Genomic DNA, 12,444 nt, shown 5'->3' with positions numbered 1-12,444 from the left:
GGCGCGAACCCTCAAGGCGGCGTGAGGCTTTGGTGGGGTAAAAGGCAGTGGTGGGATGGGCGGTGGAGGCGTGAAGGCCAGGTGGCGCGAAGCTGTGCGGTGAAATGCGGTGGTGTCAGGTTCGCGTCGGCCGACGTGGACGCGGTAGCGGGAGCCTAGTGGTAGCAAAAACGGCGACCCGTTGCGTGCATTGGAATCGCCGTTTGAGGTCACATTGTGCGAGCATAGGCACCCGCATGGCCTTACCTAGGGGAGCATGGCCTGGATGTTGGCGGGGAGCATGGGCTTGATCTGAGGCAGTGCTGCAACCAGACCTGCGAGCACCACGACCACGGCGCTTGCGGCAACGATGCCGATGCCTGCGTCGGAAAGTTCCTTGCCGTCGAGCGAGCTCATAAAAGCTTCGATTTCAGCTGAGCTGGCGGACATGTCCCTGCCGGCAGCGCAAGCGCGCAGAGCGGGAAGTGTTAGCCTAAAATACGCGTACTCCTTATTGTATTCGGCTTCTGAGATCGACTTGTTTGCGTAATCGTCCTCCAGCTGCTTGATCCTCTCGAATGCAAACTTGATTTCGTCTTGGGCGTACTCGCGTTCAAGGGCATCCCATGGCAAATAACCAGCCTTCTGCTCGGCTTCTGTGCGCGCAAGTACACATAAACCCCCGTTGACCTTGACTCCATCCGCGTTGGCGGCCGGGGCGCAGATGCCGGTGGCGAGGGCTGCTGCGGTGATGGTGGCGATGGCGCTCTTCCTTAGAGTTAGCATAGGAAGTCCCTTTCTCGGAGAAAACTCGCAGTGGGATGTGTAAAGCCTGTTATTAGAGTAGGGGCACGAGGTAAGCCTGTCAAGAGTCTGAAAGCTCGTGTAAAGCGAGAGGGGAAGAATGCGGCTGTTGTGGGTGGGGCAGTGAGACTTGGTTGCGGGGCTCAGAGTGGGGCTCGTGGGGAGATAGAGGACGATGGCTCCACCCATTCCCTCGTGCTCGCCGAATCTTTGAGCACGGGGTGTGTTTGGGGCAGGGGCGCTGGTCAGGGGGCCTGCGGCCGGACCGGAAGGTTGTGGGAGCGGACGCTTAGGCCGTCGAGGAGAGCTCCCCGGAGTAGACGTTGAGGCGGTCGGGCTTGGTGAAGCCTGCGAGGAAGAAGCCTTCCGAACGGGCGAGCTCGACGGCGAGGGAGGTGGGGGCGCCGACGGCGACGAGGCCGGGGATGCCCGCCATGAGGGCCTTTTGGACGAGCTCAAACGAGGCGCGCGAAGACATGACGATGAGCGCGTCGCGGGCCGGGAGCGCGTCCTCTAAAAGCAGGGAGCCGATGACCTTGTCCAAGGCGTTATGTCGTCCGACGTCCTCGCGGAGGAGGTGGAGATCAAAGCCACCGTTATCGGTTGGAAGGAAGAGCGATGCTGCGTGCGAGCCACCCGTCTTCCGGAACGCCACCTGCTGCTTCCTTGCCACGGCCGGAAGCTTGACGAGTGCCGCAGGGTTAAATGCCTGCGGCGTGAAAGCGAAGGGTAACCGCTTGGTGAGCTGCTCAATCGAGGCAGTGCCGCACACGCCGCACGCGGAGGTGGTGAGAGTGCATCTTTTGAGCGCGTCGATAGTAGGGATGTCCGCGCCCAGGGCGATCGGTTGCGCAGCGCCTGCTGTGTCTGCTGTTTCCTCCGGCAGGCCGTGCGGCATGTCGATGTCGAGCACGTTGTACGTGTTCACGCCGTCGGGGGTAGTGCCCGCGCAATAGCGGGCTGTGGAAATGTCCTCCTTGCTCGCGATGAGGCCCTCGGAGAACAAGAACCCGTGCGCCAACTCGATATCGTGGCCGGGCGTGCGCATCGTCGTTGTCAGCGACGTCCCGTTGACACGGATCTCCAGGGGCTCCTCCACGATGACGGTATCGGCACGAGTATCCGTGCCGTAGGTTCCGTCGTCGTGGATCTCTACCTGGGTGACAGGAAAACCGGTGGTGATTCGACCCATGAAGGCTTAATCAGCGTCCTGGTCAAAATCGTGAGCGGACACGCCGAGCGGCTCAAGCCGGACGAGGGTGGACTTGGAAATCGGCGTGTGCGACTTCTCCACAAAGCTATCCAGCGGAATCAGAACGTTCGCCTCCGGCATGTACGCTGCCACGCAGCCCATGGCCGTGTCGTACTCCACCACGCGGAAGTTCGGGGCGCGGCGCTCACCGTCGGGCGCGACGGAAACGATATCGACGAGGTCGCCACCCTTGAGGCCCTGCTTGTAGCAGTCCTGCGGGTTGACGAACACGACGCGCCGGCCGTTCTTAATGCCACGGTAGCGATCGTTGAGACCGTAAATGGTGGAGTTGTACTGGTCGTGAGAGCGAATCGTGTTAAGCGTGAAGTAGCCCTCCGGGACATGCAGAACCTCCAGCTTGTTCACCGTGAGGTGCGCCTTGCCGTCTGGCGTGGTGAAGTTGCGCTCACGGGGGCCGTTAGGCAGAAGGAACCCGCCGGGGTGCTTGATGCGCTCGTTGTAATCGTCAAAGCCAGGGATCGTCGCCTCAATGTGATTGCGCACCACCGAGTAATCGTCGATCATTGGTCGCCAGTACTTGTCCTCAGGGAAGAGACGGTCGCCGATCTCGCCGATCATCTCCACCTCGGAGCGCAGGTCGAGGTCCTCGTTGTGGCGGGACTTGCCACCAGAAGCGTGAACCGCACCCTGGGAATCCTCCACAGTCACCACCTGGCGGCCGGAGAGCTGCTCATCAAGATCGGTGCGCGCCTTTGCCGGCAGGATGAGGGATACCTTGCCCGGGTGCGCGTGCGTGTTGTTCAACTTGGTGGAAACGGACACTGTCATGTCCATGGAGTCCATGGCGTGCTCAGAGGCGTTGGTGTCGCTCGTGACGCGGACAAAGTTGCCACCGAGCTGCCAGAAGAACGAAGCTTTACCGTCGCGCATGCCACGGAGGGCATCCACCGTCGACCAGCCAGGCTCACGCGGGCAGGTGAAGCCGAACTCCTTCTCCAGCGCGGCGTAGAAGGACTCGGGCATCTCCTCGGCGATGCCCACCGTGCGGTCGCCCTGCACGTTGGAGTGGCCACGCAACGGGGCGGTGCCCGCGCCGGGCTTGCCAATGTTGCCGGTGAGCAGCAGGAAGTTGGCGATTTCCTGGATAGTCTCGATGGAGTTCTTGTGCTGGGTGACGCCCAGCGTCCAGCTGACGATGACGGACTTGGCCTGCTCCACCATGTCGGCCACCTCCTGCACGTCGTGCATGGTAAGCCCTGTGGCCTCGAGGTAGTCCTTATCGTCAAGGCTCATGATGTTGGCGATCGCCTCGTCGGCACCCACGCAGTACTTATCCAAGAACTCGTGGTCGATGGCATCGCGACGGATGAGCTCGCGGTTGAGGGCGAGGAAGAAGGCGTGGTCGCCCGCGGACTTGATCTGCAGGAAGCGGTCCGAGATGTCGGTGCGCCCGCCGAGAACGTGCTCGGGGTTCTGTGGTTCCTGGAAGCTGTTGGTGTACGTCTCGTTGAGCGGGTTGATCGTGACGATCTTGCCGCCCTTGTCCTTCACCTCTTTGAGCGCCGTCATCATGCGTGGGTGGTTGGTGCCTGGGTTTTGCCCAACGGAGATCACCATGTCGGTGACCTTGAAGTCCGCGTACGTCACGCTGCCCTTGCCCAAGCCGACTGTGGGGGCGAGTGCTTTGCCTGTGGAATCGTGGCACATATTGGCGCAGTCGGGCAGGTTATTGGTGCCGAAGCGGCGGGCCAGTAGCTGGAACATGTAGGCCGGCTCGTTGGCGGTGCGCCCCGAGGTGTAGAAGATGGCCTTGTTCGGATCGTCGAGCTGAGACAGGTAATCGACGATGGTGTTGTAGGCCTTATCCCAGCTGACCGGGTGGTAGTAATCGTCGGAGCCGTCGTACATCATCGGCTGCGTAATGCGACCCTGGCGGCCGAGCCAGTAGTCAGTCCGTTGACGAAGGTCCGTGACAGAGTGCTTCTCAAAAAACTCCGGGCCGACCCTACGACGGGTCGTCTCTTCGGCGACGGCTTTGGCGCCGTTCTCGCAGAACTCGACGATATTACGATCGCCCATCGGGGGCTCCGGCCAGGCGCAACCGGGGCAGTCGATGCCGCCGGGCTGGTTCATTGTAATGAGCGGCAGGAGGGCGTGCTCGGGGATGGCGAACTTCATCGCCGTCATGACGCCCGGGATGCCTGCTGCTAGACGGTGTGGGCGTTCAATCTTGGGGTTATCGAAGCGATTTTGTTTGCGCGGTTGCGTGCGCTTGTTGTCCACAGTCTTAGTCATGGCACCATTGTATAGGCAACATCTAAAATTGCAGATTGGTAGCCTCAATTTGGTGATAAAACCGTGGACAACGGGAAATCAGGGGGGTCAACCCCGCAGGGCTCAAGGCCTACTCTTCTGCGGCGGGGTACTTCTCCTCGATGATGGACACGAGCGACTTGATGGACTCGAGGGCTTTGGCGCTCATTTCTTCGTTGGAGCCGCTTGCCTTGCCGGCTGACACGCCGACGAGGAATGCAGTCAGGGGTGCTGCGGGGCGGGAGGGGCCGTGTGCCACGTGCTTGGTCAGATCGAGCAGGTCATTAATACGGGGTTCGAGCACCTCGTAGTCCACTCCGACTGCCTCTGAAGCCTCGCGCAGCCACTTTTCAAAATCACCCATGGTGTTCTCCTCTCAAGTTCGTTGAATACGCAGTTCTACCGTACGCACACCCATTGACAGGTGCATGTAAACCGGAAGCATCCGACAACGTATACCTCCGTTTCCGTGCGAATGTGTGCGTCGACACCTATATAGATGTATATATCGTCTATACAGGGATGCTTCCGAATTCTTACGCCTGGGTGCGTCTACGTAAAAGTCTAGCTATTCACGCGTAGAGCTGGGAGGGGTTGCACATCACCGTGGAAGCGGGTGGGAAGTCCCCGTGTTCGATGCACTGGGTGGCATGTTGCGCGAGTGTTCTCGCGCCAATGGTGGAACCCTTCATTTCTTTCGCCCCGCGCGTGCCCTGCTCGCGTATTTTTGGCGACGGCGTGAGTGTGGGGGAGGGAGTCGGTGATGGGGCGGGGGTGGCGACTAAGGTTTGACGCACAGCGCGGAGGGGATTTGGGATTGTCGCCGGTTACGTGTACCCTTGGCACGCAGGGTTCACCCGCTGGTTTTGTGCGCCATTTTTGCGCGCGCAAGCGTGTGGGTAAATCCGAAGGTAAAATGAAGAACTCTACTTTGTTGTAGGCCCTCCGCCTATGCGTGGTATATCCCCGCAGACGCGTCCACAGTTTTTTATACGGCAGCGAGCTTTCTGGTTATTGAATTAGTCAAGCGGCTAGTGGCCGTCGAGGCGCTGTGATAACGCTGGGTGGTGGCGAGCGATCGTCGAGAAGCCTGTGCAAGCAGGTGTACAGGGAACCGCAACGAGAAAGGTATGTCGATCACTCATGACTATGACTGATCCTATTGCAGACATGCTTTCGCGCGTACGCAACGCAAACCACGCGTACCACGAGACTGTGTCTATGCCGTCTTCCAAGATCAAGGTGAACATTGCGAACATCTTGAAGCAGGAAGGCTACATCTCTGACTTCAAGGTCGAGGACGCTCGCGTTGGCAAGACGCTCACGCTGGACCTCAAGTACGGCCAGAATCGTCAGCGTTCCATCGAAGGTGTCAAGCGCGTGTCCAAGCCCGGTCTGCGCGTTTACGCTAAGTCCACCAACCTGCCACAGGTCCTCGGCGGCCTGGGCGTGGCGATCATTTCCACGTCCCAGGGTCTGCTCACCGACCGTCAGGCTCACGAGAAGGGCGTAGGCGGGGAAGTCCTCGCTTACGTCTGGTAGAAGGAGGCTGAGACTTCAATGTCACGTGTAGGTAAGAACCCAGTCGCCCTCCCCAAGGGCGTTGAGACCACCATCGATGGTCAGCACATTTCCGTCAAGGGCCCCAAGGGTACCCTGGAATTCGACGTTCCGGAGCCCATCGAGGTCAAGGTTGAGGACGAGCAGATCGTCGTTACCCGTCCCGATGACAACCGCAAGAACCGCGCCCTCCACGGCCTGTCCCGCTCCCTCATCAACAACATGGTTGTTGGTGTGACCGAGGGCTACAAGGTCAACATGGAGATCTACGGCGTGGGCTACCGTGTCCTGCAGAAGGGCTCCAACCTGGAGTTCTCGCTGGGCTACTCCCACCCGGTCCTCATCGAGGCTCCGGAAGGCATCACGTTCGCCACCGATGGCCAGACCAAGTTCTCCATCGAAGGCATCGACAAGCAGAAGGTAGGCCAGATCGCGGCTAACGTTCGTCGTCTGCGCAAGGACGATCCTTACAAGGGTAAGGGCATCCGTTACGCAGGTGAGCAGATTCGCCGCAAGGTCGGAAAGACGGGTAAGTAATGAGCAACGAGAACAATCAGAAGCGTCTGCCTGTGGGCAAGGACGTGTCCACCCGTCGCCGGGTGGCTCGCGCTCAGAGGCACAACCGCGTCCGCAAGAATCTCCGTGGTACCGCCGAGGTTCCGCGGCTTGTCGTCCACCGCTCCTCTCGCCACATGCACGTTCAGGTCATCGACGATATCGCTGGCCACACGCTCGCAGCTGCGTCCTCCATCGAACCGGAGGTGCGCGCACTCGAGGGTGACAAGAAGGCTCGTGGCGCCAAGGTAGGCCAGCTCATCGCTGAGCGTGCCAAGAAGGCCGGTATCACCAAGGTCGTTTTCGACCGCGGTGGTTACAAGTACCACGGCCGCGTCGCCGCTCTGGCTGACGCCGCTCGCGAAGGTGGTCTGGAATTCTAATGACTATTAAGACCGAAGGAAAGGAAGCGTAATGCCGGGACGTGAACGTCGCGATGACGACAACCGCAAGAACGACCGCAACCAGCGTCGCGGTAATCGCCGCGACAACCGCAAGGACAACAAGGCTCAGGACGAGCGCAACCAGTACATTGAGCGCGTAGTTACCATCAACCGCGTGTCCAAGGTGGTCAAGGGTGGCCGCCGCTTCAGCTTCACCGCACTCGTTGTGGTGGGCGATGGCAAGGGCATGGTTGGCGTTGGCTACGGCAAGGCGAAGGAAGTTCCCGCCGCAATCCAGAAGGGTGCAGAAGAGGCTCGCAAGAACTTCTTCCGCGTCCCGCTGGTCGGTGGCACCATTCCTCACCGCGTTGAGGGCCACGCAGCAGCCGGCAAGGTTATGCTTCGCCCGGCTTCCGCTGGTACCGGTGTGATCGCCGGTGGCGCTGCCCGTCCGGTTCTCGAGTGCGCTGGTGTTCAGGACATCCTCTCCAAGTCTCTCGGCTCCGACAATGCCATCAACGTTGTTCACGCAACGGTTGCTGGCCTCAAGTCGCTGGCTCGCCCCGAGGAAGTTGCCGCTCGCCGCGGCAAGTCCCTCGACGAGGTCGCTCCGGCGCACATTCTTCGTGCACGTTCTGGGCAGGAGGTCAAGTAACCCATGGCTCTGAAGATCACAATGAAGAAGGGCGTCGTCGGCGCCAAGCAGAAGCAAAAAGACACGCTGCAAGCTCTCGGCCTGCGTAAGATCCACCAGTCCGTCGTCCGTCCGGATGACGCCTCTGTGCGCGGTATGATCCGCGTTGTGGACCACATGGTTGAGGTCGAAGAAGTAGCGGGGGAGTAGGTAGAAAATGAGCGAAGACGTAATCAAGCTCCACGACCTTCGCCCTGCACCGGGCTCCAACAAGGCTAAAACCCGCGTTGGCCGCGGTGAAGGTTCGAAGGGTAAGACCGCTGGTCGCGGCACTAAGGGCACTGGCGCACGTAAGAACGTGCGTGCAGGGTTCGAGGGTGGCCAGATGCCGATTCACATGCGCCTGCCCAAGCTCAAGGGCTTCAAGAAGTACAACCAGGTTGTCTACGAAGTTATTAACGTCGCAGACCTGGAGAAGTACTTCCCGCAGGGCGGCACCATCACCATCAAGGATCTGCAGGACCGTCGCATTGTGAAGAAGCGTCGCCCCGTCAAGATCCTCGGCAACGGTGACCTGTCCGTGAAGTTCGACATCACGGCTAATAAGTTCTCCAAGTCTGCCAAGGAAAAGATCGAGGCCGCCGGTGGCTCCACCACCGAGGTCTACTTCTCCAAGGCTGACAAGACTGGCCGTAGCCTCAAGGCTGAGGAAGAGGCCTAAGCCTTTTCCGATCCTCTAGATTCACGTAGATGAATCTGGGTCGAATCTGGTTCCGCATGCGGAACTTTGCCCCCGGTTTTTCCGGGGGCTCTTTTTATTTGCTTGTCGACGTCCCCCTCGCCTTCCCACACCTGGTACGGTTCCCTCTGTTTCGCGGCGCACGGGTGGAAATGAGGGCTGTCTACGAAAGAAGCGGCCGCGCTAGGCGCCCGCTGCCGTTGCGTGCCCGGTGTGTGCTGGGCGAGCACCGGTGCGGCACGTGAAGGGCGCTGAGAAGGCCAGTGCCGTGGCTCTCATGCCTCGCACCCGCTGTGGGCGATAAGCTTTCTACTGGTGTGGCACGAACCGTTATCGGCCCGGTGTGGTACCGATCAGTGTGAGGGTTCGCGGGCCACGCACAGATGGTCAATGGGCCTGGGAAACGTGCAGGTAACGTGCTAGCTTTCAGTGACGGGGCAAAGCGGGGGGCGCTCGAGTTTCGGCGCTTAAGGAGGGGTGCGCTTCGACAACCACAGGTGGGGCTGGTAAAGTTTGGGCGTTAACTGACTTACATCCGACCGAAGGAAATAGCTTGTCCGCAATTCTTCAGGCGTTTAAGGACCCGGATCTTCGCCGGAAGCTCCTTTTTACGCTAGCGATGATTATCTTGTACCGCGTGGGTGCGCAAATCCCGTCCCCGGGCGTGGATTACGTGTCCATCTCCGGAAAGCTTAACGAGCTGACCGATGGGCAGTCCAACGTCTACTCGATGATCAACCTGTTCTCAGGTGGAGCACTTCTACAGCTGTCCGTCTTCGCCATCGGCATCATGCCGTACATTACGGCGTCAATTATCGTCCAGCTGCTTACAGTGGTCATTCCTAAATTCGAGGAACTGAAGAAGGAGGGGCAGTCCGGCCAAACCAAGATGACGCAGTACACGCGCTATCTCACCGTGGCGTTGGCGCTGTTGCAGTCCTCCGGCATCGTGGCGCTTGCCGCCCGCGGCCAGCTGCTCGGGCCCCAGGTGCGCGTGCTTCGTGAAGGCCACAACATCTGGGATCTCGTCATCCTCGTTATTTGTATGACCGGTGGTGCCGTCCTCGTCATGTGGATGGGTGAGCTCATCACTGAAAAGGGCATCGGCAACGGCATGTCGCTCCTCATTTTCGCCGGCATCGCCACCCGCCTGCCGCGCGATGGCGCGAACATTTTCCAGAGCTCCGGTCCGGTTGTGTTCTCCACCGTCATGGTCGCTGTCATCATCCTCGTTATCGGTGTTGTGTTCATTGAGCAAGGCCAGCGACGCATCCCCGTCCAGTACGCAAAGCGCATGATCGGCCGTCGCCAGTACGGTGGCACCTCCACCTATCTGCCGTTGAAGGTTAACCAGGGTGGCGTGATCCCGGTCATCTTCGCGTCTTCGCTCATTTACGTGCCGGTGCTCATCACGCAGATCGTCAACTCCGCTTCGCCCACACCGCCGGATAACTGGTGGATGCGAAACGTCATCGCGTACCTGCACGCGCCGAGTTCCTGGCAGTACATCACCCTGTACTTCGTGCTCATCATCTTCTTCAGCTACTTCTACGTGTCTGTTCAGTACGATCCGTACGATCAGGCAGAGAACATGAAGAAGTACGGTGGCTTCATCCCCGGCATCCGTCCAGGTCGCCCCACCGCTGAGTACCTTGGCTTTGTGATGAACCGCCTGTTGGTTGTGGGTTCGCTGTACCTCGGCATCATCGCCATTTTGCCGAACATTATGCTTGATCTAGGCGTTGGCAACCTGAATGCGGGCTCCACCCCGTTCGGCGGCACCGCCCTCCTCATTCTTGTTTCCGTGGCCCTGACCACCGTGAAGCAGATTGAGTCCCAGCTCCTGCAAAGCAACTACGAAGGAATTCTGAAATGAAAATAGTTCTCCTCGGACCTCCCGGTGCCGGCAAAGGTACGCAAGCTGCCCTCCTGAAGGAGAAGCTGGGAATCCCGCACATCTCCACCGGCGACCTGTTCCGTGCCAACATTGGCGAGGGCACTGCGCTGGGCAAGGAGGCCAAGAGTTACATGGATGCCGGTAACCTGGTGCCCACCGATGTTACCGCCCGGATGCTGTGGGATCGCCTGTCCAAGGACGATGCCAAGGATGGCTACCTTCTCGACGGCTTCCCCCGTACGGTGGAGCAGGCCGAGCTGCTGCGAGACCACCTCGCGGAGAACGGCGAGGAGATCGATGGCGTGCTGAGCTTCGAGGTGTCCGACGATATCGTGGTGGAGCGCATGCTCGCCCGCGGCCGCGACGATGACAACGAGGCCACCATCCGCAATCGTCTTAAGGTGTACCACGAGGAGACCCAGCCGGTTGCCGATTTCTACGGCGACAAACTCCTCCCCGTTAACGCCGAGGGCAGCGTTGAGGAGATCAACGAGCGTGCTCTCAAGGCTTTGGGCAAGTAAATAAGTCAGTTTTTAGCGGCGTCTTTTCCGGTTGCGGAAGGGGCGCCGTTACTTATTGCCTGGGGTAATGAGGGTGAGCTGCGTCCCGGAGGTCTCCACTCGGAATCCACCCATCCGGGAGATGGAGGCAATTTCCTCAAGCGTGGTGGCCTGCTGCGCGTTCATAGCCAGGTAGCGGGCCAGCTCGCCCTTGTAATGCTTGTTAAAGTGGCTCACCACCTTGCGTGAGCCGTCAGCCTGCTCCGTTTCCACGCGCACGGTGCAGAACCCCACCGCGGGGTTTGTGATCGGCCCGAGGTTGAGGTACGCCCCGGAGCGCATGTCGACGATGAATTCGGGGAGGCCCTCCAGGGTGGGGGTAAGCGCGTCCTTCCACAGTGAGCGCAGGGTGAGCTTGCCGGGCAACGTCGTGTTGCCGGAGAGCCTGTAGGCGGGGATGGCATCGGTTGCGCGCGTCACGCCGAAGAGAGCGGAGCCGATGAGGATGTGCGCCAGCGCGTCGTCGGGAAGGGTGGCCGCGTCGAGGGCGTCGAAAAGCACCCCAGTGTAGCGGTAGATGGAGGACATCGTCGGGGCGGTGCGCAGGACGGTGTTGGCCTCCGCTTGCTCGATGAGACGCGGGCTGATTTTAAGAAAAGCAAGCTGCTCCTCCGCGGGGATCGCAGCGAGCACGTCCATGATGTGGTTGCGGACGGGGTTGAGTTCCGGGAACGAGAGCTCCATTGGGTCGTTTTCGCCGCCCGGTTCCTTCGTTTCGCTGGGTGGGAGGATGACGAGCATACGTTCATCGTACGGTGTGCGCGGATGCTGCGGTTGCACCACCTGGTGGCATGCAGCATCGCCGGGGCGGCGGCTCGTGGCCCGGAAGGGATGCCCACGTGAGCGGGAAGCAGGGGCGGGCTACGGTCGGTTCCTGGCCCGGAGGAGGAGACAACGTGAGCGGGAAGCAGGGGCGGGCCGGGAATTGTGCTTGCGTGCGGGCGGGGGAGACGTGGCCGGGTAGTACGATTGGGTGCCAGAAACAACGAAGGAGAGAGCAGTGAGCTTTAGGCGAAATAAGAAGATCGTGGCGCGCACGCCGAAGGAACTCGACGCGATGCAGGCCGCCGGCGAGATTGTAGGCGAGGCACTCGTCGCGTGCCGTGAGGCAGCCAAGCCGGGTGTGACCACGCTCGAGCTGGACGCGATTGCGGAAAAGACGATCCGCAAGGCAGGTGCCTCGCCCACGTTCAAGGGGTACGAGGGGTTCCCCGGTTCGATCTGCGCCTCGGTGAACGACATCATCGTTCACGGGATTCCCTCCGATGAGATCGTGCTCAAAGAAGGCGATCTCATTTCTATCGACTGTGGCGCGACGTACAAGGGCTGGGTGGGAGATTCCGCCCTCACCGTTGAGGTAGGCACCGTTGCAGCCGATGCTAAGGCACTTAACGAGGCCACCGAGTGGGTGCTCATGGAAGGCCTGCAGGCGATGGTTCCCGGCAACCGGCTCACCGACGTGTCCCACGCCCTGGAAATGGCCACGCGTGCCGCGGAAAAGAAGTGGGGGTACAACTTCGGCATCGTCGACGGCTACGGCGGACACGGCATCGGGCACGAAATGCACGAGGACCCGTACCTTGCCAACGAGGGGCGCGGTGGTCGTGGCCCTATCATCCAGGAAGGATCGGTGCTCGCCATCGAGCCGATGCTAACCCTTGGGTCGGTGGACTCCGTCGTCTTTGATGATGACTGGACTGTGGCATCCATCGACGGGTCGTGGGCCGCCCACTGGGAACACACCGTGGCGGCTACAGCCGATGGGCCGCGAATCCTCACCCCGCGGAAAAAATGAAAAATTCAGGAA

At 60.4% G+C, this 12,444-nt stretch carries 14 protein-coding genes; 9 read left to right on the top strand and 5 right to left on the bottom strand.

The annotated features are described in order from the left end of the window. Window positions 1–246: 246 nt before the first annotated feature. The 4 genes from HMPREF1219_RS10710 to HMPREF1219_RS10695 all read right to left on the bottom strand — a co-directional run bounded on the left by HMPREF1219_RS10710 (window position 247) and on the right by HMPREF1219_RS10695 (window position 4,673). Window positions 247–765, bottom strand: a complete 519-nt coding sequence (locus HMPREF1219_RS10710) for a hypothetical protein (RefSeq protein WP_040427774.1) — start codon at window positions 763–765, stop codon at window positions 247–249. A gap of 307 nt (window positions 766–1,072) precedes the next feature. Further along, a complete protein-coding gene (gene fdhD, locus HMPREF1219_RS10705; protein ID WP_016458953.1) occupies window positions 1,073–1,975 on the bottom strand; it encodes a formate dehydrogenase accessory sulfurtransferase FdhD in 903 nt (300 codons plus the stop codon). 6 nt (window positions 1,976–1,981) lie between these two features. Continuing rightward, complete coding sequence (locus tag HMPREF1219_RS10700; protein WP_016458952.1) at window positions 1,982–4,291, bottom strand: FdhF/YdeP family oxidoreductase; 2,310 nt, start codon at window positions 4,289–4,291, stop codon at window positions 1,982–1,984. Between the two features lie 109 nt (window positions 4,292–4,400). Then, a complete protein-coding gene (locus HMPREF1219_RS10695) occupies window positions 4,401–4,673 on the bottom strand; it encodes a DUF6457 domain-containing protein (RefSeq protein ID WP_016458951.1) in 273 nt (90 codons plus the stop codon). 779 nt (window positions 4,674–5,452) lie between these two features. Here HMPREF1219_RS10695 and rpsH point away from each other — a divergent pair. The 8 genes from rpsH (at window position 5,453) to HMPREF1219_RS10655 (ending at window position 10,598) form a co-directional block, all read left to right on the top strand. Beyond that, complete coding sequence (rpsH, locus tag HMPREF1219_RS10690; RefSeq protein WP_016458950.1) at window positions 5,453–5,851, top strand: 30S ribosomal protein S8; 399 nt, start codon at window positions 5,453–5,455, stop codon at window positions 5,849–5,851. Between the two features lie 18 nt (window positions 5,852–5,869). Further along, window positions 5,870–6,406 (top strand): 50S ribosomal protein L6, encoded by a 537-nt coding sequence (rplF, locus tag HMPREF1219_RS10685; RefSeq protein ID WP_016458949.1) that lies wholly within the window; start codon window positions 5,870–5,872, stop codon window positions 6,404–6,406. Further along, the gene (gene rplR, locus HMPREF1219_RS10680) at window positions 6,406–6,807 is read left to right on the top strand and encodes a 50S ribosomal protein L18 (RefSeq protein ID WP_016458948.1); all 402 of its coding nucleotides are present in this window, start codon (window positions 6,406–6,408) and stop codon (window positions 6,805–6,807) included. Before rplF ends, rplR begins: the two co-directional genes overlap by 1 nt. Window positions 6,808–6,838: 31 nt before the next feature. Continuing rightward, entirely contained in the window at window positions 6,839–7,462 is a 624-nt protein-coding gene (gene rpsE / locus HMPREF1219_RS10675) for a 30S ribosomal protein S5 (protein WP_016458947.1), read from the top strand. A gap of 3 nt (window positions 7,463–7,465) precedes the next feature. Next, a complete protein-coding gene (gene rpmD / locus HMPREF1219_RS10670; RefSeq protein ID WP_005390489.1) occupies window positions 7,466–7,651 on the top strand; it encodes a 50S ribosomal protein L30 in 186 nt (61 codons plus the stop codon). Between the two features lie 7 nt (window positions 7,652–7,658). After that, entirely contained in the window at window positions 7,659–8,162 is a 504-nt protein-coding gene (gene rplO, locus HMPREF1219_RS10665) for a 50S ribosomal protein L15 (RefSeq protein ID WP_016458946.1), read from the top strand. A gap of 571 nt (window positions 8,163–8,733) precedes the next feature. Then, window positions 8,734–10,056, top strand: a complete 1,323-nt coding sequence (secY, locus tag HMPREF1219_RS10660) for a preprotein translocase subunit SecY (RefSeq protein WP_016458945.1) — start codon at window positions 8,734–8,736, stop codon at window positions 10,054–10,056. Next, window positions 10,053–10,598, top strand: coding sequence for an adenylate kinase (locus HMPREF1219_RS10655; protein ID WP_016458944.1), 546 nt, complete (start codon window positions 10,053–10,055; stop codon window positions 10,596–10,598). Before secY ends, HMPREF1219_RS10655 begins: the two co-directional genes overlap by 4 nt. Before the next feature lie 48 nt (window positions 10,599–10,646). Here HMPREF1219_RS10655 and HMPREF1219_RS10650 read toward each other — a convergent pair whose 3' ends face one another. Beyond that, the gene (locus HMPREF1219_RS10650; protein ID WP_016458943.1) at window positions 10,647–11,378 is read right to left on the bottom strand and encodes a YaaA family protein; all 732 of its coding nucleotides are present in this window, start codon (window positions 11,376–11,378) and stop codon (window positions 10,647–10,649) included. Window positions 11,379–11,637: 259 nt separating this feature from the next. On the opposite strand from HMPREF1219_RS10650, the gene map reads away from it, so the two are divergent. Beyond that, on the top strand, window positions 11,638–12,432 hold the full coding sequence (gene map / locus HMPREF1219_RS10645) for a type I methionyl aminopeptidase (protein ID WP_016458942.1): 795 nt from the start codon (window positions 11,638–11,640) through the stop codon (window positions 12,430–12,432). The last annotated feature ends 12 nt before the right edge of the window (window positions 12,433–12,444 follow it).

Source organism: Corynebacterium pyruviciproducens ATCC BAA-1742, from assembly GCF_000411375.1.
Taxonomy (GTDB): domain Bacteria; phylum Actinomycetota; class Actinomycetes; order Mycobacteriales; family Mycobacteriaceae; genus Corynebacterium; species Corynebacterium pyruviciproducens.
This window is presented reverse-complemented; position numbering and strand designations above follow the sequence as displayed.

What these genes read in the sequence shown, in the direction of transcription:
- HMPREF1219_RS10655 (WP_016458944.1), top strand. Translation starts at nt 10,053, where the DNA reads ATGAAAATAGTTCTCCTCGGACCTCCCGGTGCCGGCAAAGGTACGCAA.
- rplO (WP_016458946.1), top strand. Translation starts at nt 7,659, where the DNA reads ATGAGCGAAGACGTAATCAAGCTCCACGACCTTCGCCCTGCACCGGGC.
- rplR (WP_016458948.1), top strand. Translation starts at nt 6,406, where the DNA reads ATGAGCAACGAGAACAATCAGAAGCGTCTGCCTGTGGGCAAGGACGTG.
- HMPREF1219_RS10700 (WP_016458952.1), bottom strand. Translation starts at nt 4,291, where the DNA reads ATGACTAAGACTGTGGACAACAAGCGCACGCAACCGCGCAAACAAAAT.
- HMPREF1219_RS10650 (WP_016458943.1), bottom strand. Translation starts at nt 11,378, where the DNA reads ATGCTCGTCATCCTCCCACCCAGCGAAACGAAGGAACCGGGCGGCGAA.
- HMPREF1219_RS10695 (WP_016458951.1), bottom strand. Translation starts at nt 4,673, where the DNA reads ATGGGTGATTTTGAAAAGTGGCTGCGCGAGGCTTCAGAGGCAGTCGGA.
- fdhD (WP_016458953.1), bottom strand. Translation starts at nt 1,975, where the DNA reads ATGGGTCGAATCACCACCGGTTTTCCTGTCACCCAGGTAGAGATCCAC.
- rpsE (WP_016458947.1), top strand. Translation starts at nt 6,839, where the DNA reads ATGCCGGGACGTGAACGTCGCGATGACGACAACCGCAAGAACGACCGC.
- rpsH (WP_016458950.1), top strand. Translation starts at nt 5,453, where the DNA reads ATGACTATGACTGATCCTATTGCAGACATGCTTTCGCGCGTACGCAAC.
- rpmD (WP_005390489.1), top strand. Translation starts at nt 7,466, where the DNA reads ATGGCTCTGAAGATCACAATGAAGAAGGGCGTCGTCGGCGCCAAGCAG.
- rplF (WP_016458949.1), top strand. Translation starts at nt 5,870, where the DNA reads ATGTCACGTGTAGGTAAGAACCCAGTCGCCCTCCCCAAGGGCGTTGAG.
- HMPREF1219_RS10710 (WP_040427774.1), bottom strand. Translation starts at nt 765, where the DNA reads ATGCTAACTCTAAGGAAGAGCGCCATCGCCACCATCACCGCAGCAGCC.